Source organism: Sphingobium sp. YBL2 (assembly GCF_000943805.1).
In the GTDB taxonomy this organism is placed as follows: domain Bacteria; phylum Pseudomonadota; class Alphaproteobacteria; order Sphingomonadales; family Sphingomonadaceae; genus Sphingobium; species Sphingobium fuliginis.
In genome coordinates this window covers 1,692,353-1,715,957 of record NZ_CP010954.1, presented here as the reverse complement: position 1 = coordinate 1,715,957, position 23,605 = coordinate 1,692,353, and the positions used below count along the sequence as shown (strand labels likewise).

Genomic DNA, 23,605 nt, shown 5'->3' with positions numbered 1-23,605 from the left:
CGGCGTCCTGCTTCACCGAGGGGTCGGTCCTAACGACGGGTCAGGCGGCGGCGGTTCTTGCCCACGGCCTTGCGATAATGGGCGGTGGAAGCGTGCATGACCGAAAGCGGCGTCGTGCCGAGCGCGCCGGTCATCGCCTTCCACTGCAGCAGGGCGGCGGCTTCGATCTTCTCCGCCACCATCTTCTGCGCCTCCAGCGCCGCCGCCGGATTGCCGGCCAGCAGCCGGGGCAGGCGAAGGCCGATCACCATCGCCGCCTCCAGGCCGAGGCTCCAATAGCCCAGCGCCACGCTCATCGGGTCCACCTGCCGCATGTCGATTGTCTCCATTGCCTTCCGGCGATGACGCCCGAGTCCTTAAAGTCGATCCCCGCGATAGCGCAATGGTGCGCGCTGTCACCCTTCTTCCGCCGGGCGGCGGCCGGTTCCTGATCCATGTAAGGCGGTTTTCGAGGAACCCGCCTCCGATCCCATGGGTTTTCCGGGCAAGCTTCGATGCGCGGGCATTGCGGCATCACAGGACGGGAGAGTGAAGAAATCGTGGCGACATCGTTCGAAGACAGGGTGGCGCGGGGCGCATGGGGCGCCGCCGAGGGCCGCGGTCCGGAATATCTGGCTCTCGCCTTTCGGGAGTTCTTCAGGAATCCGATGGCGGTCGGCTCCGCCTTTCCCGCTTCGCGCTATCTGGTCGAGCGCATGCTGTCCCCCATCGACTGGGGCCGGATGGATTGCGTGGTCGAATATGGGCCGGGCACGGGCATTTTCACCCGCGCGCTGCTGGACCGGCTGCCGGGCCATGCGCGGTTGCTGGCCATCGACACCAGCGCGGGCTTCATCGATCATCTGCGCGAGGCGACGCCCGACAGGCGGCTGATCGCCGTTACCGGTTCCGCCGATGCCGTGCGCGCCATCATGGCCGATCATGGGCTGGACGAGGCGGATTGCATCCTGTCGGGCCTGCCCTTCTCCACTCTGGCGCCGGACCGGGCGGAGCGGCTGATGGAGGCGAGCGCGCGGGCGCTGGCGCCGGATGGACGGTTCCTTGCCTATCAGATGCGGAAGGCCGTGCACCCCCTGCTGGAGCGGCGGTTCGAGACGGTCGGGACGGGTTTCGAATGGCGCAATGTGCCGCCATGCCATCTTTACTGGGCGGCGCGTCCGTTCAGGGGATAACGGGCGGGACACCCGCCTGCGGGAGAGGGGGAATTCCGGCCCCCTCCCGCCATTTCGTCCTTTTGCGGCGGGGACTTCAGTTGCCGGTGGGGGCCAGACCGGCGATCAGGTCCAGCACCTGGCGCGCATGGTCCTTCCGGCAGATGAGCAGGTCCGGCAGATAGACGTCCTCCCGGTTGTAGATGAGCGGCGATCCGTCGAGGCGGCTGCAATGGAGGCCATGGGCGAGGGCGACGGCGACCGGGGCGCAGCTGTCCCATTCATATTGGCCGCCCGAATGGAGATAGATGTCGGCCTGTCCCAGGATCACCGCCATCGCCTTTGCGCCCGCGCTGCCCATGGGGACGAGTTCGGCGTCCAGCCTTTCCGCGACGGCGACCGCTTCGGCGGCGGGGCGGGTGCGGCTGATCACCATGCGCAGCTTTTCCGGTGCGGGCGGAATGGGGCGGGGCTGGTCGGTGCGCAGCACGATGCCGCCGTCGAGGCCGGGCAGCGCCACCGCGCCCACCGTCGCCGCGCCGTCCACCGACAGGCCGACATGCACCGCCCAGTCGGCGCGTTCCTCCCCATATTCGCGCGTGCCGTCGACCGGATCGACGATCCAGACGCGCGACTTGCCGAGGCGGGAGCCGTCGCACTTCATCTCCTCCGACAGCAGGCCGTCCTCCGGGCGCTGTTCGCGCAGGGCATGGACCAGGAACTGGTTGGCGGTCTGGTCGCCCGCCTTGCCCAGCGCCCCGGCGCTGAACAGGCCGCTGTCGCGCACCGTGAGCAGCAGGCGCCCCGCAATGTCGGCCAGATGGGCGGCGAGATCGGCGTCGGTCATGCTCATGGGATCAGCCTCGCGATGATGGCTTCGGCCGCTTCTTCGGCGGTCATGGCGGTGGTGTCGATCCGGATTTCCGGATTTTCGGGCGCTTCATAGGGGCTGTCGATGCCAGTGAAATTCTTGAGCTCGCCGGACCGCGCCTTGCGGTAGAGGCCCTTGACGTCGCGCGCCTCCGCATCGGCGAGGGGGGTGTCGATATGCACTTCGATGAACTCGCCCGGCTTCATCATCTGGCGCACCATCTCGCGTTCAGCGCGGAAGGGCGAGATGAAGGCGGTGATGACGATCAGGCCGGCGTCGGTCATGAGCTTCGCCACCTCGCCCACGCGGCGGATATTCTCCACCCGGTCGGCGTCGGTGAAGCCCAGATCCTTGTTCAGCCCATGGCGGACATTGTCGCCGTCGAGCAGGAAGGTGTGGCGGTTCATCCGCGCCAGCTTCTTTTCGACAAGGTTGGCGATGGTCGACTTGCCCGCCCCCGAAAGCCCGGTGAACCACAGCACGGCGGGCTTCTGGTTTTTGAGGCCCGCGTGGAATTCGCGGGTGACGTCGGTCGCCTGCCAATGGACGTTCTGCGCGCGGCGAAGCGAGAAGTGCAGCATGCCTGCCGCCACGGTGGCGTTGGTGATCTTGTCGATCAGGATGAAGCCGCCCAAGGTCCGGTTCGTCTCATAGGGTTCGAACACGATCTGGCGGTCGGTGGACAGGTTGGCGACGCCGATGGCGTTCAGCTCCAGCGTCTTGGCCGCCAGATGCTCCATCGTGTTGACGTTGACCTGATATTTGGGCTGCTGGATCGTGGCGGTGACGGTCTGCGTGCCGATCTTCAGCCAATAGGGGCGGCCGGGCAGCATTTCCTCATCCGCCATCCAGACGATGGTCGCCTCGAACTGGTCGGCGGCCTGGGGCGGGTTGTCGGACGCCGCGATCACGTCGCCGCGCGAGCAGTCGACCTCATCTGTGAAGCAGAGCGTGACGGACTGGCCGGCGACGGCTTCGTCAAGGTCGCTATCCAGCGTCACGATGCGGCTGACGGTGCTGGTCTTGCCCGACGGCAGGACGCGGATGGCGTCGCCCTTGCGTATCGTGCCGGTGGCGATCTGGCCGGAAAAGCCGCGGAAGTCGAGATTGGGGCGGTTGACCCACTGCACCGCCATGCGGAACGGCTTGAGCTGGTCGGAGACCTGATCGACCTCGACCGTTTCCAGATGCTCGATCAGCGCGGGCCCCTTGTACCAGGGGGTGTTTGCCGACGGGCCGGTGATATTGTCGCCCTTGAAGCCGGAAATGGGCATGGCCGTGAAGGCCTTGATGCCGATGCTATGGGCGAAATCGGTATAATCCTTGACGATGCCGTCATAGACCGCCTGGTCATAGTCGACCAGGTCCATCTTGTTGATGGCGAGGACGATGTTCCTGATGCCAATGAGGTGCGCCAGATAGCTGTGGCGGCGGGTCTGCGTCAGCACGCCCTTGCGCGCGTCGATCAGGATGACGGCAAGGTCGGCGGTGGACGCGCCGGTCACCATGTTGCGGGTGTACTGCTCATGGCCGGGCGTGTCGGCGACGATGAACTTGCGCTTTTCGGTGGCGAAGAAGCGATAGGCGACGTCGATGGTGATGCCCTGTTCCCGCTCTGCGGCGAGGCCGTCGACGAGGAGAGCGAAGTCGATCTCCTGCCCCTGGGTGCCGACGCGCTTGCTGTCCGCTTCGAGGGCGGCGAGCTGATCCTCGAAGATCATCTTGCTGTCGTAGAGCAGGCGGCCGATCAGCGTCGACTTGCCGTCGTCCACCGACCCGCAGGTGATGAAGCGCAGCATCGTCTTGTGCTGGTGCACCTCCAGATACTGGTCGATGTCCTCCGCGATGAGGGCGTCGGTCTTGTAGATGGGGTCGTCGAGCGTGTCGGTCATGTCATCTGTCCCGTCATGCCAGCGGAGGCTGGCATCTGGTTGATCTGGGTCGAAGGGTCGGTCTGCGAGAGGGTCTGCCATGGGGCCTGAGATCCCAGCGTTCGCTGGGATGACGGCTTGGGGTGGCGGCTCGTCAAAAATACCCCTCCTGCTTCTTCTTCTCCATGCCCGCGCCGCCTGCGTCCTTGTCGATGGCGCGGCCCTGCCGTTCCGATGTGGTGGTGAGCAGCGTTTCCTGGATGACCTCCGGCAAGGTCTTCGCCTCGCTCTCGACCGCGCCGGTCAGCGGGTAGCAGCCCAGCGTGCGGAAGCGGATCGAGCGCATCACCGGCTCCTCGCCCGGTTTCAGCGGGAAGCGTTCGTCATCGACCATCAGCAGCATGCCGTCGCGCTCCACCGTCGGGCGTTCCTCCGCGAAATAGAGCGGCACGATGGGGACGTCGTTCAGGTGGATATATTGCCAGATGTCCAGCTCGGTCCAGTTGCTGATCGGGAAGACGCGGATGCTCTCGCCCTTGTTCTTGCGGGCGTTGTAGAGGTTCCACAGTTCCGGCCGCTGGTTCTTGGGGTCCCAGCCGTGCGAGGCGGTGCGGAAGGAGAAGATGCGTTCCTTCGCCCGGCTCTTTTCCTCGTCGCGGCGGGCGCCGCCGAAGGCCGCGTCGAAGCCGTAGAGGTTGAGCGCCTGCTTCAGCCCCTCCGTCTTCCACATGTCGGTGTGCAGCGGGCCGTGGTCGAACGGGTTGATGCCGCGTTCCTGCGCTTCGGGATTTTGATAGACGAGCAGTTCCATGCCCGATTCCCGCGCCATGCGGTCGCGCAGCTCGTACATCGCCCTGAATTTCCAGGTGGTGTCGACGTGCAGCAGCGGGAAGGGCGGCGGCGAGGGGTAGAAGGCCTTGCGCGCCAGATGCAGCATCACGGCCGAGTCCTTGCCCACGCTGTACAGCATCACCGGCTTTTCGGCCTCCGCCACCACTTCGCGCAGGATATGGATGCTTTCCGCCTCCAGACGCTCCAAATGCGTCAGCCTTTTCGAATCGATCATGTTCACCGCCTTGTTTCGTGACAGCCTGATGGCAGAAGTGGCGAAGCTCTGGACCTCCCATATGGGAGGATATACATATTAGCCATGCGACTGGACGACGGCGGATTATTGGCGGCTCTCCATGAGGGTATGTTCGAGCAACCCCTTTGGCACGGGTTCCTCGACAGGCTGCGCGCGCGGTCGGGGGCCGCCTATGCCAGCCTGGCCTTCCGCCCGGTGGATGAGGAGCGGATCGTCGAACTCTATGCCGGGCCGCCGACGCCGCTGCATCTCGACCGGCTGTTCAACCAGAAATATGGGCGCGATCCATTGCCCTACCGGCGGATGCGGGAGGCGCGGGTCTATACGCTGGACGAACTGCTCGACCCCGGCGACAGGGTGCAGCAAGGCTATCGCGCCGAATTTCTGGAGCCGCTGGGCATCACCAACATGCGTTCGGTCCGCGTCACCGAGCCGAGCGGCATGGACGCCTGGCTGAGCTGCGCGGGGGGGCGGGAAGTGGGGTCGGGCGTCGGCGCGCTGCTGACCGCGCTGGTGCCGCATCTGCGCATCGCGCTGCGCAGCTTCGTCGCCTTCGAGCGGGAGAAGTTCCGTTCCTCGGTCAATTCGGAGGCGTTCGGGCGGCTCAATTTCGGCTGGCTGACGCTGGACGCCCAGTGCCGCATCGTCGACATGACGCCGCATCTGGAGCAGCTTTTCCAGCGGTCGCGGCTGTTGCGCCGGGGGCGTTATGACCGGCTGACGCCGGCTTCCCCGGCGGTCGACCGGGAACTGACCGCCTTGGTCAAGAGCTTCGCGGCGGATCGGGATGCGCGGCCGAGGGCGATCAACCTGAGCCGCGATCCGTTGATGGACATGCTGGTGCGGCCGATCCAGGACCGGTCGCTGTCCGCCCAGTCGGCGCCCGTCGCCATCGCCTATATCAGCGGGGACCGCTGGTCGCAGGCGGACCGGTGCGACCAGCTGGTCGACCTGTTCGGCCTGTCGCCCAGCGAGGCGCGGCTGGCCTGGGCCATCGCGCAGGGCATGTCGATCAGCGAGGCGGCCGCCGATCTGGGGCTGACGGTGGAGACGGCGCGGAATTATTCGAAGAAGATCTACGCCAAGACGGGGGCGCGGGGGCAGGCGGAACTGGTGCGCTATATTCTGACGAGCGTGCTGGCCCTGGCCTGAATTTGTTCGGCTTTGGCTGGCGGTTGCCATTGAGCGGTCCGTGCTCCTGCCTTCGCGGGAGCATGGAATCCGCTTTATTGGCGGGTTTCGCGAATCTTCTTCCGGTCGCAGGGGATAAAATGACAGGGGGCGTTCTTGTCGTCCGGATTGGCGGGCTTGCGCTGCCAGGGGGGCGTCCAGCCCGGCGGCGCGGAGCCGCAATACCAGGGGTTCGGCATGGCGGCGGCGGGCGCATGGACTGTCGTCAGCGGGATGACGGCCAGCAGGGCCAGCGCGCTAGACCGCATGGCTGAAGCGCTTTTCCGCCGGTTCCAGCCAGGCGTCGAAGCAGGCGGCGATGCTGCGCGCATAGGGCAGCGCGTCCCGTGTCAGCGCCACCCGGCCCTCGCTGACGCGGACAAGGCCCAGTTCCTCGAAGCGGCTGAAATCGGGCATGGGATGGGCGGTGCCGACATGCGCCTCGCCCTGGCAGAGCAGGGCCTCGATGATGCGGCCGCGGCGGCGGTCCTCCGGCGTGCGGAGCGTGCCGCGCGTGGCGGATAATCGGCCCGCATCGGCCAGCGCGCGCCAGGGACCGGCCTGTTTCTCATTCTGGACGATGAGGTCGGGGAATTGGCTGATCGCGCTGGCGCCCAGACCCAGCAATATCTCCGCCGGGTCGTCGGTGAAGCCCTGGAAATTGCGGCGCAGTCGGCCTTCGCGGGCGGCGCGGGCCATGCCGTCTTCGGGCAGGGCGAAATGGTCGAAGCCGATGGCGGCATAACCAGCGCCGGTCAGCGTCCCATGGCCCTGCGCCGCCATGGCGAAGCGGGCGGCGAGATCGGGCAGGTCGCTGGCGTCGATGCGGCGCTGGCGGGGCAGCAGCCGGGGCATATGGGCATAGCCGAACAGGGCGATGCGGGCGGGCCGCAGGGCGATGGCGGCCTCCAGCGTGGCGGCGAGGTCATCCGGCGTCTGGCCGGGCAGGCCGTACATCAGGTCGAAACCCGTCGCGATGCCGGCGGCGCGAAGCCGGTCGACGGCGCGCTCCACCATGTCGAGCGGCTGGATGCGGCCGATCCGCGCCTGGACATGCGGGGTGAAGGTCTGGACGCCGAGGTTCGCCCGGTCGACGCCCATGGCGGCCATGGTCGCGATCCATGGCCCATCGAGGCGGCGGGGATCGAGTTCGACCGACAGTTCGGCATGATGCGCATCGAAGCAGAGCAGCAGTTGCTGGAGCAGCCGGACGAAATCGACCAGCGGCAGGCTGTTGGGGCTGCCGCCGCCGAAGGCGATGCGCTGCACCCGGCCCTTGCCGTTCAGCCGGGCGGCGACGGTCGCAATCTCCCGCTCCAGCGATTCGACATAGGCGGTGAGGCGCTGGACGCGGTTCGCCGCGCCCGTGTTGCAGCCGCAATACCAGCATATGTCGTGGCAATAGGGGATGTGGACGTAGAGGGAGAGCGGGTCGTTCCTTTCCACCCCGTCCAGCCGGGCGGCAAGCTCCGCCGCGCCGACATCGCCGTTGAACTGCGCGGCGGTGGGATAGCTGGTGTAGCGCGGCACGGGCCGGGCGAGCAGGTCGGGATGGTAGGTCCACATCATTTCCACTCAGGAACGCGCCGAATATCTGCCAAAAGCCACGGATTTCCGCAGCATTCGGCTTGTTGCCGCGCTCTGTTCGCCAGCGCAGGGGATTTCGCGGCACGATGCGCGATGAACATGGCGATAGCTCCGTCGAAGAGATGTCTGACGCTTCAGCTGGTGTCGGTCACAAGCGTTGAAAGCCATGTAGCCGAATGATCGCCAGCGCGTCTTGATGTGCCTCAAAATCAACGGCGATACTCTGGGAAGCCTTCGTTTATGGATGGTGCGCGGCGGTCGGCATCACGCAGGGCAGGGACGTAGGTCCTACCTGACTATCGATCGGCGAATTCCACGGCAAAGGTGGACGGTGAAGTTGCGGCGCATGATCTGGAAAAAAAAGGGCGGAACGGCCATCGCCGTCCCGCCCGATCCGCCGGGGGCATTGGAGGGGTAGGGCGGCGTGCAGTCCGCCCCGCCCCCGGAAGGGTGGCGTCAATATTTCACGCGGACGCTCGCACCGTAGAACTTGTCATCGATGCGGATGTCGTGCGGGAAGGCCGGCGAGTCGAAATAGCTGTAATATTTGCCGCCGTTCACATTCACGCCGTCCACCGTCACGGTGATGTTCGGCGTCACGTCATAGCCGACCGAGAAGTCGAGGCGGCCATTGGATTTGACCTTGTTGAACTGGCTGTCGTAATCCGGGCTGGTAAGGGTGCCGGCGCCGAACAGCGACTCGTTGTAACCCGAGCGCCATGTATAGACGACGCGCGCGGTGATGCCGTACTTCTCGTAGAGCGCACCGGCGGTGTAGCTATATTTGGAGACGCCGAGCAGTTCCTTGCCTTCCAGCGGATCGCCGGGGGTCGTCACCTCGCTGTCAGCGAGGGTGAAGGTGCCCATCACGCCCAGGCCATCGAAACCTTCCGGCAGGAAGTCGAAGAAGGCCTGGCCCGCGACTTCGATGCCCTTGAGCTTGGAGGACCCGAGGTTGCGCGGTTGGGTGATCAGGTAGGTCTGGCCGTTGATGACCTGCACCGAGTTGGAGGGCGCGACGCGATCCTTCAGCTTGCGGTAATAGCCGGCGACCGAGACATAGCTTGACCGGCCGAAATAATATTCGGCGGTGACGTCGAAATTGTCGGACATCTGCGCCTTGAGGTCCGGGTTGCCGCCCGAACCGGCCAGCCTGACGTTCGGGTTGCCACCGGGAGCCGCCAGCGACAGGCCGGGGTTGAGGTCGCCAAAGGTCGGCCGCGCGACGGTCTTGGCGTAGCTCGCGCGGAACTGCAGGTTCGGCGTGGCGCGGAAGCGGATGCTGGCGTTCGGAAGGGCGTAGAAGTCACGGGTGCCCCGGCTGATCGGATTGAACAGGTCGGTATTGTTCGGACCCGCGCCGATCACGCGCGAGGTGCCGTCCAGCGTGCGCTTGGTGTCGACCAGGCGAACGCCGACCAGGCCGTCGATCAACGAGGACCCGCCGAGGTCGATCTGATACTTGCCCTGAATGTAGGCCGCCCAGGTCTTCTCGGCCGCTTCATAGTTGCGCGTGGGGTCCCAGGCGGGATCGCCGGCGGGGGCGCCATAGAGTGCGCGCAGGTCATCCGTGTTGCTGAGCAGATAGTCCGGGTTCGGCGTGTACCAGTGGGCCCCGTTGTTGATGTACGGGATCGAGTCCGGCGAAAGCACCATGAAGTCCGACGGCAGGCCCACCGAGGAGACCAGCGTGGCGCGGTTCGCCCCAGGGAAGTTCGGACCGCCCGCAACCGCGCGGAACGTTCCGGTGCGGTCGGAATAGCGCAGGCCGACCTGGAACTGGCGCAGGAAATTGCTTTCGATGTCGAAGGCCGAGTCGAGCTTGAACGCATATTGGCGGCTGTTCGACTTGCTCAGATCCTGGAACAGCGAGTTCGCGAAGACGAAGCCGTCGGGATTGCCGAGCGGATCGCCCTGCATGACGGTGGTGCCGTGGCCGCCGTCATTGACGATGATGTCCACCGACGCGCCATGCTTGGCGGTGTCGACGATGATCGTGCGGTTCGCGTTCTTCGACTGGATGTAGCTGCCGTCGAAGACCAGATGCACCGTGTCGCTGTCCCATTTGAGACCGCCGCCGAACACATATTGGTCGGTGCGCTGCTTCTTCGCCTGGGTGCTGGTGAGCACGTCCACGCCGTTGAACGTGGCCGACTTGCCAATGCAAAGATTTTCGATCCGGTTATTGGGATTGTCTGCATCGGTCGTCGGAAAGCCTCCGGCATCGACCAGCCCGGAAAAGCAATCATTGCCTGCGACCGCATTGGTGATCGAACTGCCCGCAAACAGGTCCGAGAAGATGAAGTTCGTCGCGAAGGTCGAGCGATAGCCGGTGTAGAGGCCATCGAGATAGAATTGCAGTTCCGGCGTGATCTGCCACTGGAAGGCGGCGTTGACCTGCGGGCGGGTGTTGTGGCCGGTATCGGTCAGGCCGCCGACGCAGGTGGGCAGGACGATGTTCGCGGCGCCCGCCGGGCCATGGTTGCTCGACCGCGGATCGCAGTTGAAGGAGATCGGGCGGCTGAAATTGTTGCGCCCATAGGAAACGTCGACCAGCAGGCCCATTTCGCCGTCGCCCGCATCCCAGCGGTTCGAGACGAGAAGACCGCCGGTATAGCTGGTCTCGCCGGAAATGTCGCCGCGATAGACGCGGCCGTTGGCGGCGACCGTGAAGCCCTTGCTGAAATTGAAGGGCTTCTGCAGCTTCATGTCGATGACGCCCGCGACGCCGCCTTCGATCAGATTGGCGGAGTTCGACTTGTAGACGTCGATGCCGCCGATCGCTTCGGCGGGCAGGTCCTGGAACGAGAAGCCACGGCCGACGCCGGTGAAGATCTCCCGCCCGTCCAGCGTGGTCAATATGTCCCCGATGCCGCGAATGATCGGATTCTGGATTTCGTTGTTGAAGCCGTTCTGCACCTGCACGCCCGCGATGCGCTGAAGCGCGGAGGCGACCGAGGTGTCGGGCAGCTTGCCGATGTCCTCCGCCACGATCGAGTCGACGACGAGGTCGGAATTCCTCTTCACATTGCGCGCGGCTTCAAGGCTGGCGCGTTGGCCGGTGACGATGATGTCGGCGCTATCGTCGGCCGGCGCGGCCGCGTCCTGCGCATGGGCCGGTATGCCGGCGAAGATCGCCAGTGCGGAAGACGTCCAGATAAGTGAGCGGGCGATACGGTTCATGGTCCTCCCCTTCGAACAGCAGCTCGGCCCTGTGTTGGGCCTTGGTGGGGCTCATAACCCTCGCGGTCTGATCGGACAAGACATATTTGTAGGATAAATAGGTTGCCTGTATGAAAAGCCGATGGTAGCGGCATCCTTAACATTCCCGAGAGATGCTGCTTTGCGTGGCGAGCGGCCGAATCGGGTAAAATGGATGGGAGGCGAACATTTCTTCTGCTGATGAGGGCAAGATCGAACCGGCCCTGAAGCTGCGCTCCCGCGCATGGTTCGATGATCCCAGCCATCCTGACATGACGGCGCTCTATCTGGAGCGCTATCTGAACTACGGCCTCTCGATCGAGGAGATGCAGTCGGGCCGACCGATCATCGGCATCGCCCAGTCGGGCAGCGATCTGGTGCCGTGCAACCGCCATCATCTGGTCCTTGCGGAACGGATCAAGGCGGGCATCCGGGACGCGGGCGGCATTCCCATCGAATTTCCCAGCCATCCGCTGCAGGAAACCGGCAAGCGGCCGACGGCGGGCCTTGACCGCAACCTGGCCTATATCAGCCTGGTCGAGCTGCTCTACGGCTATCCGCTGGACGGCGTGGTGCTGACCATCGGCTGCGACAAGACCACGCCCTCCGCGCTGATGGCGGCGGCGACGGTGAACATTCCCGCGATCGCGCTGTCGGTCGGTCCGATGCTCAACGGCTGGCATGAGGGGAAGCGCACCGGCGCAGGCACCATCATCTGGAAAGCGCGCGAGATGCTGGCGAAGGGGGAGCTGGACTATCAGGGCTTCCTGAAGCTGGTCGCTTCGGGTTCGCCATCGACCGGCTATTGCAACACCATGGGCACGGCGACGACGATGAACTCGCTGGCCGAAGCGCTGGGCATGTCGCTGCCCGGATCGGCGGCGATCCCCGCGCCCTATCGCGACCGGCAGGAATGCGCCTGGGAGACTGGGCGCGCCATTGTCGAGATGGTGAAGGCCGACCGCAAGCCCTCCGACATCCTCACCCGCCCGGCTTTCCTGAATGCGATCCGGGTGAATTCGGCCATTGGCGGGTCGACCAACGCGCCGATCCACCTCAACGCCATCGCCCGCCATGTCGGCGTCGAACTGACGCTGGAGGATTGGGAGGAGCAGGGGGCGGACGTGCCGCTGCTGGTCAATCTCCAGCCTGCCGGCGAATATCTGGGCGAGGATTATTACCGGGCGGGCGGCGTGCCCGCCGTGATGGGCGAATTGTTCAAGGCGGGCCTGATCGACGGCGAGGCGCTCACCGCCAATGGCCTCACCGTCGCGGAGAATCTGGCGGGCGCGAAAATCCATGACGAGGATGTGATCCGGCCGTTCGGGCGCCCGCTGAAGCAGGCGGCCGGGCTCACCGTACTCAGCGGCAATCTGTTCGAGGGCGCCGTGATGAAGCTGTCGGTGATCTCCGAGGAGTTCCGCAGCCGCTATCTCTCCGATCCCGAGCATCCCGACAGGTTCGAGGGTCGGGTGGTCGTGTTCGACGGGCCGGAGGATTATCACCGGCGCATCGACGATCCGGACCTTGGCATTGACGAAAATTGCATTCTCGTCATTCGCGGCGCAGGACCGGTCGGCTATCCGGGCGGTGCCGAAGTGGTGAACATGCGCCCGCCCACAGCGCTGATCCGCGCCGGAATCCACGCCTTGCCCTGCATCGGCGACGGGCGGCAGTCCGGCACGTCGGGCAGCCCCTCCATCCTCAACGCCTCGCCGGAGGCGGCGGTCGGCGGGGGCCTCGCGCTGCTGCGCACGGGGGACCGGGTGCGCATCGACCTCAAGAACCGCAGCGCGGACATGCTGGTCGATGATGCGGAGATCGCCCGCCGGCGGGAGGAGCTTGCGGAGATCGAACGCGCCGTCACGCCCGAATCGCAGACGCCCTGGCAGGAAATCCAGCGCAGCCTGGTGGGCCAGTTCGCGACCGGCGCGATCCTGGAAGGTTCCGAAAAATATCAGCGCATCGCCCAGACGCGCGGATTGCCGAGAGACAGCCACTGATGGATCACGTGCGCGTCATCGCCCGCGACCGCGTGGATATTCTGGGCGAGGGGCTGTTCTGGTCGGTCCGCGACGGCGCGCTGCTGTGGACCGATATATTGGGCAAGCGGATCAACCGCCTGACGCCCGCCACCGGGCAGGTCGAGAGCTGGGAAGCGCCGGACGTCGTCGGCTGGATCATCGGGCGGGCCAGCGGCGGCTTCGTGGCCGGGATCGGCCGTTCGGTCGCCAGCGTGTCGCTCGATCCCTTTTCCTGCGAGACGCTGGCGACGATCCCCGGCGCGCCGGAGGCCAACCGCGTCAACGACGCCGCCGCCGATGCGCAGGGCCGCCTCTGGCTGGGCACCATGCCTTTTTCCTGCGACGTGCCGACAGGGGCGTTCCATCGTTTCGCGAAGGGTTCGTTCACTCCCGCTGACGCCGCGCCCTATACGATTCCCAACGGTCCTGCGATCGATCCCGAGGGGCGCTTCCTGCTGCACACCGACAGCGCGATGGGCGTGATCTTCCGCTATCCGCTGGAGGATGGCCTGCTTGGCAGGCGCGAACCGTTCATCAGCTTCGAGGCGGGCTGGGGCGCGCCGGACGGGATGACCTTCGATGCCGAGGGGTATCTCTGGGTCGCGTGCTGGGGCGCTTCCTGTGTCACCCGTTTCGCGCCGGACGGCACGCCGGTCCGCCGCATCGCGCTGCCCGCGAGCCAGATCAGCAATTGCGTGTTCGGCGGCCCGGACCTCGACCGGATCTATGTCACGAGCGCCGCCGATGGCGTCGAGGAAGCGCAGGGCGGCGGGCTGTTCGAGATCGATCCGGGTTGCCGCGGGCTGGCCCCATTCCTGTATCAAGACTGAAGTTTCGAGAGGAGAGACGATGCTGAGGACCATGACCGCCGTCGCCCTGCTGGGCGCGGTGTCGACTTCCGCTTTGGCGGCCGAGGCCCGGCGCGAGACCTTCGGCCGGATGCCGGACGGCACGGCGGTGGAGGCGGTGACGCTCACCAACGCCAAGGGCATGTCGGTGCGCGTGATGACGCTGGGCGCGTCGATCCAGTCGGTGATGATGCCGGGCCGCGACGGCAAGGCCGTGGACATCGCGGTCGGCTATGACAGCCTGGAAGGCTATGCGAAGGACGGCCAGTTCTTCGGCGCGACGGTGGGCCGGGTCGCCAACCGCATCGCCAAGGGCCGATTCAGCTTCGACGGCAAGGCCTATGCAGTGCCCGTCAACAACGGCCCCAATTCGTTGCATGGCGGGACGAAGGGCTTCGACAAAGTCGTCTGGACCATCCGCGAGGTGAAGCAGGGCCGGAAATCCGGCGGATCGGCCAGTGTCACCATGCGTTATGTCAGCCCCGACGGCGATCAGGGCTATCCCGGCACGCTGACCACCGACGCGACCTACACGCTGGATGAGCAGAATGGCCTGACGATCAGCTATACCGCGACCACGGACAAGCCGACCGTGGTGAATATCTCCAATCATGCCTATTGGAACCTCGCAGGGCCGGGCCGCACGGCGATGGACCATGTGCTGACCATTCCGGCGGATCGCTTCACGCCCACCGACGCTACCTCCATTCCGCTCGGCCAGCACCGCAGCGTCGCGGGCACCGTGTTCGATTTCCGCCAGCCCACCCCGGTCGGCGCGCGCGTGCGCGAAGGCGGCGACGAGCAGATCCGCTACGGGCGCGGTTATGACCATAATTGGGTGATCGGAAACGCCGTCACCAAAGACCAGCATCTGATGGCCCGCGTCACCGAACCGGCGTCCGGCCGCGGCTTCGAACTCTGGTCGAACCAGCCGGGCCTGCAATTTTATTCGGGCAATTTCATGGACGGCACGATCGTCGGCAAGGGCGGGCAGATCTACCGCGAGGGCGACTCGCTGGTGTTCGAGCCGCAGCTTTTCCCGGATAGCCCGAACCAGCCGCAATTCCCGTCGGTCCGCCTCGATCCGGGCAAGACCTACCGGAATGTCATGACCTACAAATTCTTCGTCGCACAATAAGAGGGGACTGTTCGTGAAAGCTCTCACCACCTGCCTGCTGGCCTCCGTCGCCGCGCTGACCGCCATGCCCGCCGATGCGCGCCCGCAATGGACGCCTGTGGAGGCCAAGGCGTGGTATGCCAAGCAGCCCTGGCTGGTCGGTTCCAACTATGCGCCCGCCAACGCCATCAACCAGCTTGAGATGTGGCAGGCGGAGACATGGGACCCGGCGCGCATCGATCACGAACTGAGCCTTGCGGAGGGCATCGGCATGAACACGATGCGCGTGTTCCTGCACGATCAGCTCTGGCAGCAGGATGCCGAGGGTTTCAGGAAGCGCATCGACCAGTTTCTGACGATCGCGGCGAAGCACAGGATCAAGCCGCTGTTCGTGCTGTTCGACAGTTGCTGGGACCCCAATCCGGTGCTGGGGCCGCAGCGCCCGCCCATCCCCGGCGTCCATAATTCCGGCTGGGTCCAGAGCCCCGGCCTGCCCGCGCTGCGCGACCCCGCGCAGGAACCGCGCCTGAAGGCCTATGTGCAGGGCGTCGTCGGCGCCTTCGCCAAGGACGACCGCGTGCTCGGCTGGGATCTGTGGAACGAGCCCGACAATGGCGCCGACCAGTATAAGGGCCAGGAAGGCAAGCAGCCCCTGGTCCTGGCCCTGCTCACCAAAGTCTATGGCTGGGTGCGCGACGTGGACCCGACGCAGCCGCTCACCTCGGGCGTGTGGCAGCATGACGACTGGAAGACCGAAAGCGCGCTGACGCCGATGGAGAAGCTGCAACTCAGCCAGTCGGACGTTATCTCCTTCCACGACTATAACTGGCCGGAGAAATTCCAGGACCGCGTGAACCAGCTCAAGGTCTATGGCCGCCCGATCCTGTGCACCGAATATATGGCGCGGGGCAACGGTTCGACCTTCGACGGATCGCTGCCGATCGGCAAGCGCGAGAATGTGGCGATGATGAACTGGGGTTTCGTCGACGGCAGGACGCAGACCCGCCTGCCCTGGGATAGCTGGAAAAAACCCTATACCCAGGATGAGCCGACCATCTGGTTCCATGAGGTCTTCCGCAACGACGGCACGCCCTATCGCCAGGCCGAAACCGACCTGATACGTTCGCTGGCCAAGGCGCCCAAGGGCGTGGTGCCCGCGAAGAAATAAGCCGGTCAGCCGGTTCGAGGAGAGAGCTGCATGCGCACCGTCCCGCTATTGGCCGCTCTCTGCGGCCTTGCGCTGTCCGTTCCCGCCCATGCCGCGTCGGTGTGGGCAGGAGCATGGGGCTATGCTCCGGCCGACAGCGACGCCCGCGAGCCCGAACAGCCGCCCGGCACCTATCGGTACCGGGTAAGGCTGACGCAGGCCGGCGACGCCTTGCAGCTCAGTTTCAGCAATGCGGAAGGGGACAGGCCGCTGGCGATCGCGACGGTCGGCATTGCCGATCCTTCGGCCGCCACCGGCACGGAGATCGGCGCCAATCCGCTCCGTCCGCTCACTTTCTCAGGCCAGTCGGGGATCGCGCTGCCTGAGGGACATACGGTCGTCAGCGATCCGCTGGCCGCGCCGTTCCGTGTCGGGCAGGACGTGATCGTCAGCGTCACCTTCACGACGCCGACGCGGCCGGCGCGCACCAATCTGGGGCTGGAGATGGCGTTCGCGCCCGCCGGGGCCGAGCCGCTATTCACGCCGATCAAGGTGCGATCCTATCTCTCGCTCGCGTCGGTGCGGGCAAAGCGGGCGCCCTGCACCGTGGTCGCCTTCGGGGATTCGATCACCGACGGCTTCCTTGGCCTTTCGCCGCAGACCCGCGGCTGGCCGGGCCGTCTGGCCGAGCGTCTGGCGGCGCTGCCCTCTGCCCGGCGCTGCGGCGTCGTCAACATGGGCATCAGCGGCAACCGCGTGCTGCGCCGGGGCCGGGCGACGTCCGCGCTCGACCGCTTCTGGCGCGACGTGGCGAGCGTGCCCAACGTCACCCATGTGATCTTCCTGGAGGGCATAAACGACATCGGCGCGGGCAAGGACAGCGGTCCGGAGGCGACGGCGCCCGACCAGCTCGTCCAGGGCTATCGCCAGTTCGTGGCGAGGGCCCATGCGCTGGGGATCAGGGTGATCGGCGGGACCATGACGCCCGCGCTCCATGCGGGCTATATGTCGCCCGCCAAGGAGCGGACGCGGCAGGCGGTGAACGCCGCGATCCGGACCGGGGCGATTTTCGACGATGTCGTCGATTTCGACGCGGCGGTGCGCGATCCGGTCTCGCCCGCCGACCTGCGGCCCGACTATGATCCGGGCGACCACCTCCACCCCAATGACGCGGGTCTGCGCGCCATGGGGGATGCAGTGGATCTTTCGGCGCTCCGCCCGGCAAACTGATCCGGGCGGAGAATCCGCAGCTTCTTCACGGCTTTGGGGCTGCCACAGCTTCGCCCGCGCGCGAGGGCACAGGGAAGATCGGCATCCCGTCCCTGCTCCATTCCATGCGCTGCACGCGGGGGGAGCGGGCGGCGGTGCATTTCCGGTCCGCCCCGTCATTGGCGTGATAGACGATCCATGTCTGCCTGCCGCCATCGGTCGTGAAGAAGCCGTTATGGCCGGTCGCATAGACATTGTTCTGCGGCGCCTTGGCCAGCACCGGGCGCGGCGCCTTGGTCCAGCTTGCCGGGTTCATGGGATCGCTGCCGGGCCGGGCGTGAAGCAGGCCGAGCGCATAATCGTCCGACCAGCAGGCGCTGGCCGAATAGGTGAGGAACAGGTCGCCCTTGGGGCCGGGCAGAAATTCCGGGCCTTCCAATATCTGCCGCCCGCCCTGACGCTCGAACGGCTGGTCGGGGCGCGCGATCACCGTTTCGCCGGGGCCGAGCGTCCATGCATTGGTCATCGGCGCGATGGCGAGCACGCTGTCCGGCCCGTCATAGGCCGAATAGACGAAATAGCGCTGGCCGCCATGCTCGAACACCGTGCCGTCCAGCCCGGTTATGCGCGTGTTGACGCGCCCGCGATCGATCCATTCGCCTTTCAGCGGATCGGCGTTGGCATTCTCCAGCACGAAGACGCCGCGATGGGCGTCGTCATCATGCCCGGCCTCCGCGGCGGTGTAATAGACATACCATTTGCCGTCGAGCCGGTGCAGTTCCGGCGCCCAGATCGAGATCGCATTGGGGCCGCTGGCGGGCGGGGTCCAGATCACATGCTCGGGCGCGTCGGCCAGTTTCGCGAGATCGTCGGTCTGGCGGATGGCGATGCGGTCGCCCTTGGTGCCGAGGAAATAGAAGGTCGCGCCATGATGGACGATCCACGGGTCAGGCCCGCTCGATAGCAGCGGATTGGCGAGCGTCGGGGCGGCCTGCTGCGTGCTGGCGGTGGCGCAGCCGCCAAGCGCCAGCAGGGCGGCCAGAGTCAGGGGAGCCAGAGTCAGGGGAGCGAAGGCGCGGATCATGAGCGGCCCTCCAGTCCGGCCCAGCCTTGCGCGAAGGCGCGGGCGCTGGCGGCGATCTCTTCCGTGGTGGCGCCTATGCGGTACAGCGCCGATCCCAGCCCGAAACCGTCCGCGCCTGCCTGACGCCAGGGTTCCATATTGGTGGGGGTGATGCCGCCGACCACCAGCAGCGGCACCTCTTTGGGCAGCACCGCCCGCTGCGCCTTGACCACGGCGGGGGTCGCCGCCTCCGCCGGGAACAGCTTGAGCCCGCTCGCGCCCGCCGCCAGCGCGGCAAAGGCTTCGCTGGGCGTGAAATAGCCGGGCAGCGAGACCATGCCGCGCTTGGCGGTTTCGGCAATGACGGCGATGTCGGTGTTGGGCGAAACCACCATCGCGCCGCCCGCATCCTGCACCTGCGCCACCTGATCGACGGTCAGCACCGTGCCCGCGCCGACGATGGCGGCATCCCCGACGCGGCGCGCCAGCCTTTCGATGCTGAGCAGCGGATCGGGCGAATTGAGCGGAACCTCTATCAGGCGGAAGCCCGCCTCGACCAGCGCGTCGGCGGCGGCCTCCACCTCATCGGGGCGGATGCCGCGCAGGATGGCGACCAGTGGGAGTTGCGAGAAGGCGTCGGAAAAATCGATCATGCTTTGATGTCCCAGATGCGGGTGATGCCGGCGACGAAGGAAGCGTGGCTGTCGACGACGACAGCCTGTCCTCCGGCGATGGCGATGGCGGCGGAATAAAGTCGCGCAAGCAGGCCGTCAGCCAGCAGATGGACCTGCTGCCCCGGCTGCGTGATCCGTGCCCGGCAGTCGCTGCCGATCAGCAGGCCGCTGACATAGGCGGCCGCCGCGCCGGGCGCGCGTCTGCCCAGCACCGCCGCGGCGCGCACGCCGAAAAGGGCGGAAAGCAGGTCCCGGTCGGCGCTGGCTTCGACGCCCTTGCGGAAATCCGCATCCGCGTCGACCTCGCCGGTCATTTCGCTGCCGATCAGCGCATGACCCTTGAGCAGCGCGAACATCTCGCCGGTCATGGCGGTGATGAAGTCGGCAAGCGCGCCGTCCTTCATGAGCGCCCATTTGGCATGGGTGCCCGGCTGGCACAGCAGCGCGTCGCCGGGGGCCAGCCCCGCCGCAACCGCGCCCAGAAGCTGCACTTCCTCGCCGCGCATGACGTCCTGCCGCTCGTCGCCGTCGCGGCAGACGCCCGGCACGATCGCGACGCCCTCTTCGGGCGAGACAAGGCGCGCCGCAAGGTCCGCGAGCGAGGCAGGAGCCAGCACATAGCCTGCATCATGCCATCCCCGGTTGGAGCCGACCATGCCCGCGAGTAGCATCGGCAGCCCGCCATGGCGCTCGCGCAGCCCCGCCACGGCGGCGGGAAAGCCGCCCGGCGGAACCGAGAGGATGCCCATATCGTCGCGCTCGGTCGCGACGACCTCGCCGCCCTCGATCAGATAGGCGCGGCGGTTGGTCGTGCCCCAATCGACCGCGATGAACGCCGCGCCGCTCACCAGAACACCGCGTAAAGGACGCAGAGCACCAGAATCACCGCGATCGCTCCTGCATTGAACCCGGTCGAGGTGGCGTAGCGCACGTCGCCGGTCGCTATGCTGTCCTTGTCGCGCCGCGCCGGGGTGACGAGGGAGACGGCGACCGCCAGCGCCAGCGCCGCGAGGAAGACCAGGCCCATGCGGTCGAGGAAGGGGACGCCCGGCGCCCAGAGCTTGAAGCCCCAGGACAGCGCCACCGATGCCACCGCCGCCGTGATCGCGCCCGGCTCGTTGGCGCGCCGCCAGAACAGGCCGAGCAGGAAGATCACGGTGATGCCCGGCGTGAAGAAGCCGGTGAATTCCTGGATGAACTGGAACGCCTGTTCGCTGGAGCCCACCAGTGGCCGGGCGGTGAGGATGGCGATGAGGATCGCGATCGCGGCGGCGACGCGGCCCACCAGCACCAGATGGCGTTCCCGCCTTTCGCCGGGTTCCTCCATCCTGCGGAACTTTGCCCAGACGTCGAGGGTGAAGATGGTGGCGATCGAATTGATCTTCGACGCGGTGGACGCGATGATCGCCGCCACCAGCGCCGCGAAGACGAGGCCGAGCAGGCCCGGCGGCAGCAGCCGCATCATCGTCGGATAGGCTTCGTCCGGCTTGGCGAGGTCGGGCGCCAGGACGACGGCGGCGATGCCCGGCAGCACGATGATGATCGGCATGATGAGCTTCAGGAAGGCCGCGAACAGCATGCCGCGCTGCGCCTCGTCCACCGATTTCGCCGCCAGGGCGCGCTGGATGATATATTGGTTGAAGCCCCAATAGCTGAGGTTCGCGATCCACATGCCGCCGACCAGCACCGAAAGGCCGGGCAGGTCCATATAATGCGGGTCGCCTTTCTGGAGGATCATGTGGAAATGGTCGGGCGCGCGTTCGACCAGGCGCGAGAAACCGGCGATGACGCCTGCGCCCCCGCCGATCTCCCCCAGTGTCAGCACGGCGATGACGAGGCCGCCCAGAACCAGCAGCGTCACCTGCACGATGTCGGTCAGCGCCACCGCCTTCAGCCCGCCGCGAAGCTGGTAGAGCAAGGCGAAGACGCCGAGCGCGACCAGCGCCACGTCCTGGTTGACGCCCGCCACCTTCATCACCGCGACCGATCCGAGCCAGATGATGCTGGTCAGGTTCACGAAGACGTAGAGGACCAGCCAGAATATCGCCATCAGCGTCCGGATGCCGTTGCCGTAGCGCCGTTCCAGGAATTGCGGCATGGTGTAGATCTCGTTGCGCAGGAAGATCGGCAGGAAGAATTTGCCGACGATCAGCAGCGTCGCCGCCGCCATCCATTCATAGGAAGCGATGGCGAGGCCGATGGCATAGCCCGAACCGGACATGCCGACGATCTGCTCCGCCGAGATGTTCGCCGCTATCAGCGAGGCGCCGATGGCCCACCAGGGCAGGTTCTTCGACGCCAGGAAATAGTCGGTCGAATTTTTCGGCCCGGCCCCCGCCTTGTCGCGGCTGACCCATTGCGCGAGGCCGAATATGCCGATTGCGTAGATCACGACCACGCTGATGTCGATCGTCGCCAGTCCCATCTCGTCTCCCCAATCTTCCAGCAACGGACGTGCCGGTCGCATGGCCGCGAATCGCGTGATCCGGGCCTGCCGATCTGCTTCTTCATAAAACACATATTTATAATATCAATCTTGACAATATTTCGATGGAGAGGTCTATCTTCCGCCGAACAATCAAGGGAGACGGAAATTGGCTCGGGGCAAATCGCTTTTCGCGCTTGCTGCGGCATCGGCCGCCATCACGCTTTCATTCATGCAAATTCCCGCCGCAGCCCAGTCGAAACCGGTGCGCGCCGAGGTCGTGCCCGGCGCGCCTGAGACGCCCTATGTCGATCCGGACAAGGCCTATCTCTTCGCCCACATGACCAAGGAGCGCTATGGCGTGCTCTATTATTCGGTCAGCCGGGACGGGCTGCACTGGGAGCAGATCAACGGCGGCAGGCCGGTGTCGGAGGATTATCACGGCCACGCCTCGATCGCGCGCGGGGGCGACGGGCGCTATTATCTGGTCGGCAACAAGAGCGACGAAGACCCCTATATCCGCTTCTGGGTCTCCGACGATCTGGTCGGTTGGAAACCCTATGGCACCTATCGTCCCGACCTGTCGAACATCCCCGGCCTGCCGCACGCCATGCAGCGGATCGGCGCGCCCAAGCTGTTCTTCGACAAGCCGTCGGGACAGTTCCTTCTGACGTGGCACACCGCCACCGTCCCCGGCGTTCCCGAAGACCCGGAGCGTTATTGGGCGAGCCAGCGCACGCTCTACGTCCTCTCGCCCGATCTCAAGCGCTTCGCGAAGCCGCCGCGCCGCCTGTTCGACTGGGACATGGCGACGATCGACACCTTCATCCGGCCGGAGGCCGATGGCAGCGCCTATTGCGCTATCGTGAAGGATGAGCGCTATCCCAGCTACAACTGGACCACCGGCAAGACGGTGCGCATCTCCTGCGCCAAGGACCTGCTTGGTCCCTATCCGCCGCCGGGACCGCCGGTCAGCCCCAATTTCCGCGAAGCGCCGACCGTCATCCGCGCGCCGAACGGCGAGGATTGGCTGATGTACTATGAGCAATATGCGGGAACGAGCTATGGCCTGTCCAAGGCGCCGCGCCTGACGGGCCCCTGGTTCCAGGTCTCGGGCAATTCGGGCGTGCCGGAATGGAACCGTTATGAGATGCCCGCCGGACTGCGCCACGGCTCCATGGTCGAGATCAGCAAGGAGCAATATGATAGGCTGGTGAAGGCGTTTCCGAACCGCAGGTGAGAGGCGCCCGTGCTCGTGCCGCGCTCGCCTGCGGCACGATCCGGCCCATAGAGGTGCGCAAAGGGGCGTCCAATGCCTGTCGGAATTATCATATGAATTGACTTATCATATGAAAGGACCTTGCCTGGGCTGGAGCGGGCATTAACATGGATTGCCATGGCATCGGAGCGGGTAAGGACAAGGACAGCGTCTTGGCAGAGGCATCTCATCTCATCGTGGACGAACCGGCAGCGCAGCTTGGCCGCAATCTGACCTATGGCCTGCTCGACAGCATCGGCCGCGCCATCGTTACCGGCCGGTTCGACGATGTCGTCTTCCCCACCGAGGGGGAACTTGCCAAGCAGCATGGCGTCAGCCGCTCCGTCACGCGGGAAGCGGTCAAGATGCTCACCGCCAAGGGCCTGCTGAGCGCCCGCCCGCGCCAGGGCACGACCGTGCAGCCGACCTCCTCATGGAATCTGTTCGATACCGACGTGCTGCGCTGGATGCTGGAACGCCAGCTTTCGGTGAACCTGCTGCGCCAGTTCAACGAGCTGCGCGTGGCGGTGGAGCCGGAGGCGGCCGCCCTGGCCGCACGAGTCGCGGGAGAGGACGATGTCAAGCGCATCGACGATGGCCTGCAGCGTATGCAGGCGGCGGAAAACGGGCTGGATGACCCGCTGGAAGCGGATATCGCTTTTCACGTCGCCGTGCTCCGCGCGTCGAAAAACCCCTTCTACATCCAGTTGCGGGATGTGGTGAGTACCGCGTTGCGCACCTCGATCCGCTTCACCAATCGTATCAAGGGCCGCACCGCCGACGTCGTCGAGCATGCCAAGGTGCGCGATGCCATCGTCCTGCACGATCCCGACGGGGCGCGGATCGCCATGCGGCGGATCATTGGCGATGTGCTCCTCCTTATCGAGGACCGGCTGCCCTAG

20 protein-coding genes are annotated in these 23,605 nt (G+C 65.9%); 9 read left to right on the top strand and 11 right to left on the bottom strand.

The window, feature by feature from the left end:
* Window positions 1-29: 29 nt before the first annotated feature.
* On the bottom strand, window positions 30-329 hold the full coding sequence (locus TZ53_RS07930) for a hypothetical protein (RefSeq protein WP_157009792.1): 300 nt from the start codon (window positions 327-329) through the stop codon (window positions 30-32).
* A gap of 210 nt (window positions 330-539) precedes the next feature.
* Between TZ53_RS07930 and TZ53_RS07925 the strand changes: the two genes are divergently transcribed.
* Window positions 540-1,172 carry a class I SAM-dependent methyltransferase gene (locus TZ53_RS07925; RefSeq protein ID WP_025548508.1) on the top strand — a complete coding sequence of 211 codons (633 nt, stop codon included), beginning with the start codon at window positions 540-542 and terminating at the stop codon, window positions 1,170-1,172.
* 76 nt (window positions 1,173-1,248) lie between these two features.
* Here TZ53_RS07925 and TZ53_RS07920 read toward each other — a convergent pair whose 3' ends face one another.
* The 3 genes from TZ53_RS07920 to cysD form a co-directional block, all read right to left on the bottom strand.
* Window positions 1,249-1,998, bottom strand: coding sequence for a 3'(2'),5'-bisphosphate nucleotidase CysQ (locus TZ53_RS07920; protein ID WP_044660974.1), 750 nt, complete (start codon window positions 1,996-1,998; stop codon window positions 1,249-1,251).
* 2 nt (window positions 1,999-2,000) lie between these two features.
* On the bottom strand, window positions 2,001-3,914 hold the full coding sequence (gene cysN / locus TZ53_RS07915) for a sulfate adenylyltransferase subunit CysN (RefSeq protein ID WP_044660973.1): 1,914 nt from the start codon (window positions 3,912-3,914) through the stop codon (window positions 2,001-2,003).
* A 133-nt stretch (window positions 3,915-4,047) separates the two neighbouring features.
* On the bottom strand, window positions 4,048-4,959 hold the full coding sequence (gene cysD, locus TZ53_RS07910; RefSeq protein WP_025548510.1) for a sulfate adenylyltransferase subunit CysD: 912 nt from the start codon (window positions 4,957-4,959) through the stop codon (window positions 4,048-4,050).
* An 84-nt stretch (window positions 4,960-5,043) separates the two neighbouring features.
* On the opposite strand from cysD, the gene TZ53_RS07905 reads away from it, so the two are divergent.
* On the top strand, window positions 5,044-6,132 hold the full coding sequence (locus TZ53_RS07905; protein ID WP_025548512.1) for a helix-turn-helix transcriptional regulator: 1,089 nt from the start codon (window positions 5,044-5,046) through the stop codon (window positions 6,130-6,132).
* Window positions 6,133-6,206: 74 nt separating this feature from the next.
* On the opposite strand, the gene TZ53_RS07900 is transcribed toward TZ53_RS07905, so the two are convergent.
* The 3 genes from TZ53_RS07900 to TZ53_RS07890 all read right to left on the bottom strand — a co-directional run bounded on the left by TZ53_RS07900 (window position 6,207) and on the right by TZ53_RS07890 (window position 10,920).
* The gene (locus tag TZ53_RS07900) at window positions 6,207-6,419 is read right to left on the bottom strand and encodes a hypothetical protein (RefSeq protein WP_025548513.1); all 213 of its coding nucleotides are present in this window, start codon (window positions 6,417-6,419) and stop codon (window positions 6,207-6,209) included.
* Window positions 6,409-7,716: an oxygen-independent coproporphyrinogen III oxidase gene (hemN, locus tag TZ53_RS07895; RefSeq protein ID WP_044662942.1), complete on the bottom strand. Its 1,308-nt coding sequence runs from the start codon at window positions 7,714-7,716 to the stop codon at window positions 6,409-6,411. Before hemN ends, TZ53_RS07900 begins: the two co-directional genes overlap by 11 nt.
* Window positions 7,717-8,193: 477 nt before the next feature.
* Window positions 8,194-10,920 (bottom strand): TonB-dependent receptor, encoded by a 2,727-nt coding sequence (locus tag TZ53_RS07890; protein ID WP_044660972.1) that lies wholly within the window; start codon window positions 10,918-10,920, stop codon window positions 8,194-8,196.
* A gap of 290 nt (window positions 10,921-11,210) precedes the next feature.
* Here TZ53_RS07890 and TZ53_RS07885 point away from each other — a divergent pair, with 290 nt between their 5' ends.
* From TZ53_RS07885 to TZ53_RS07865, 5 genes are all read left to right on the top strand, one after another.
* Complete coding sequence (locus TZ53_RS07885; protein ID WP_238320147.1) at window positions 11,211-12,941, top strand: IlvD/Edd family dehydratase; 1,731 nt, start codon at window positions 11,211-11,213, stop codon at window positions 12,939-12,941.
* Window positions 12,941-13,792, top strand: coding sequence for an SMP-30/gluconolactonase/LRE family protein (locus TZ53_RS07880; RefSeq protein ID WP_044660970.1), 852 nt, complete (start codon window positions 12,941-12,943; stop codon window positions 13,790-13,792). The genes TZ53_RS07885 and TZ53_RS07880 overlap by 1 nt, the downstream gene beginning before the upstream one ends.
* A gap of 19 nt (window positions 13,793-13,811) precedes the next feature.
* Window positions 13,812-14,948: an aldose epimerase family protein gene (locus tag TZ53_RS07875; protein WP_044660969.1), complete on the top strand. Its 1,137-nt coding sequence runs from the start codon at window positions 13,812-13,814 to the stop codon at window positions 14,946-14,948.
* Between the two features lie 64 nt (window positions 14,949-15,012).
* A complete protein-coding gene (locus tag TZ53_RS07870) occupies window positions 15,013-16,095 on the top strand; it encodes a cellulase family glycosylhydrolase (protein ID WP_044662941.1) in 1,083 nt (360 codons plus the stop codon).
* A 30-nt stretch (window positions 16,096-16,125) separates the two neighbouring features.
* Complete coding sequence (locus TZ53_RS07865; protein ID WP_044660968.1) at window positions 16,126-17,304, top strand: SGNH/GDSL hydrolase family protein; 1,179 nt, start codon at window positions 16,126-16,128, stop codon at window positions 17,302-17,304.
* A 25-nt stretch (window positions 17,305-17,329) separates the two neighbouring features.
* On the opposite strand, the gene TZ53_RS07860 is transcribed toward TZ53_RS07865, so the two are convergent.
* The 4 genes from TZ53_RS07860 to TZ53_RS07845 are packed head-to-tail and all read right to left on the bottom strand — an operon-like array spanning window position 17,330 to window position 21,445.
* Window positions 17,330-18,367, bottom strand: a complete 1,038-nt coding sequence (locus TZ53_RS07860) for a glycoside hydrolase family 43 protein (RefSeq protein WP_044660967.1) — start codon at window positions 18,365-18,367, stop codon at window positions 17,330-17,332.
* Complete coding sequence (locus tag TZ53_RS07855) at window positions 18,364-18,999, bottom strand: 2-dehydro-3-deoxy-6-phosphogalactonate aldolase (protein WP_044660966.1); 636 nt, start codon at window positions 18,997-18,999, stop codon at window positions 18,364-18,366. Before TZ53_RS07855 ends, TZ53_RS07860 begins: the two co-directional genes overlap by 4 nt.
* Complete coding sequence (locus tag TZ53_RS07850) at window positions 18,996-19,868, bottom strand: 2-dehydro-3-deoxygalactonokinase (protein ID WP_238320146.1); 873 nt, start codon at window positions 19,866-19,868, stop codon at window positions 18,996-18,998. The genes TZ53_RS07855 and TZ53_RS07850 overlap by 4 nt, the downstream gene beginning before the upstream one ends.
* Window positions 19,865-21,445, bottom strand: coding sequence for a sodium:solute symporter family transporter (locus TZ53_RS07845; RefSeq protein WP_044662939.1), 1,581 nt, complete (start codon window positions 21,443-21,445; stop codon window positions 19,865-19,867). The genes TZ53_RS07850 and TZ53_RS07845 overlap by 4 nt, the downstream gene beginning before the upstream one ends.
* Window positions 21,446-21,677: 232 nt before the next feature.
* Here TZ53_RS07845 and TZ53_RS07840 point away from each other — a divergent pair, with 232 nt between their 5' ends.
* Together TZ53_RS07840 and TZ53_RS07835 are read left to right on the top strand one after the other, a co-directional pair.
* Entirely contained in the window at window positions 21,678-22,685 is a 1,008-nt protein-coding gene (locus TZ53_RS07840; protein ID WP_044662938.1) for a family 43 glycosylhydrolase, read from the top strand.
* Window positions 22,686-22,876: 191 nt separating this feature from the next.
* Window positions 22,877-23,605 carry a FadR/GntR family transcriptional regulator gene (locus TZ53_RS07835; protein ID WP_226870331.1) on the top strand — a complete coding sequence of 243 codons (729 nt, stop codon included), beginning with the start codon at window positions 22,877-22,879 and terminating at the stop codon, window positions 23,603-23,605.

Excerpts from the sequence above, each read along its gene's own strand:
- TZ53_RS07930 (WP_157009792.1), bottom strand. The coding sequence starts at position 329 with ATGGAGACAATCGACATGCGGCAGGTGGACCCGATGAGCGTGGCGCTG.
- TZ53_RS07920 (WP_044660974.1), bottom strand. The coding sequence starts at position 1,998 with ATGACCGACGCCGATCTCGCCGCCCATCTGGCCGACATTGCGGGGCGC.
- cysN (WP_044660973.1), bottom strand. The coding sequence starts at position 3,914 with ATGACCGACACGCTCGACGACCCCATCTACAAGACCGACGCCCTCATC.
- cysD (WP_025548510.1), bottom strand. The coding sequence starts at position 4,959 with ATGATCGATTCGAAAAGGCTGACGCATTTGGAGCGTCTGGAGGCGGAA.
- TZ53_RS07905 (WP_025548512.1), top strand. The coding sequence starts at position 5,044 with ATGCGACTGGACGACGGCGGATTATTGGCGGCTCTCCATGAGGGTATG.
- TZ53_RS07900 (WP_025548513.1), bottom strand. The coding sequence starts at position 6,419 with ATGCGGTCTAGCGCGCTGGCCCTGCTGGCCGTCATCCCGCTGACGACA.
- hemN (WP_044662942.1), bottom strand. The coding sequence starts at position 7,716 with ATGTGGACCTACCATCCCGACCTGCTCGCCCGGCCCGTGCCGCGCTAC.
- TZ53_RS07890 (WP_044660972.1), bottom strand. The coding sequence starts at position 10,920 with ATGAACCGTATCGCCCGCTCACTTATCTGGACGTCTTCCGCACTGGCG.
- TZ53_RS07885 (WP_238320147.1), top strand. The coding sequence starts at position 11,211 with ATGACGGCGCTCTATCTGGAGCGCTATCTGAACTACGGCCTCTCGATC.
- TZ53_RS07880 (WP_044660970.1), top strand. The coding sequence starts at position 12,941 with ATGGATCACGTGCGCGTCATCGCCCGCGACCGCGTGGATATTCTGGGC.
- TZ53_RS07875 (WP_044660969.1), top strand. The coding sequence starts at position 13,812 with ATGCTGAGGACCATGACCGCCGTCGCCCTGCTGGGCGCGGTGTCGACT.
- TZ53_RS07870 (WP_044662941.1), top strand. The coding sequence starts at position 15,013 with ATGCCCGCCGATGCGCGCCCGCAATGGACGCCTGTGGAGGCCAAGGCG.
- TZ53_RS07865 (WP_044660968.1), top strand. The coding sequence starts at position 16,126 with ATGCGCACCGTCCCGCTATTGGCCGCTCTCTGCGGCCTTGCGCTGTCC.
- TZ53_RS07860 (WP_044660967.1), bottom strand. The coding sequence starts at position 18,367 with ATGATCCGCGCCTTCGCTCCCCTGACTCTGGCTCCCCTGACTCTGGCC.
- TZ53_RS07855 (WP_044660966.1), bottom strand. The coding sequence starts at position 18,999 with ATGATCGATTTTTCCGACGCCTTCTCGCAACTCCCACTGGTCGCCATC.
- TZ53_RS07845 (WP_044662939.1), bottom strand. The coding sequence starts at position 21,445 with ATGGGACTGGCGACGATCGACATCAGCGTGGTCGTGATCTACGCAATC.
- TZ53_RS07840 (WP_044662938.1), top strand. The coding sequence starts at position 21,678 with ATGCAAATTCCCGCCGCAGCCCAGTCGAAACCGGTGCGCGCCGAGGTC.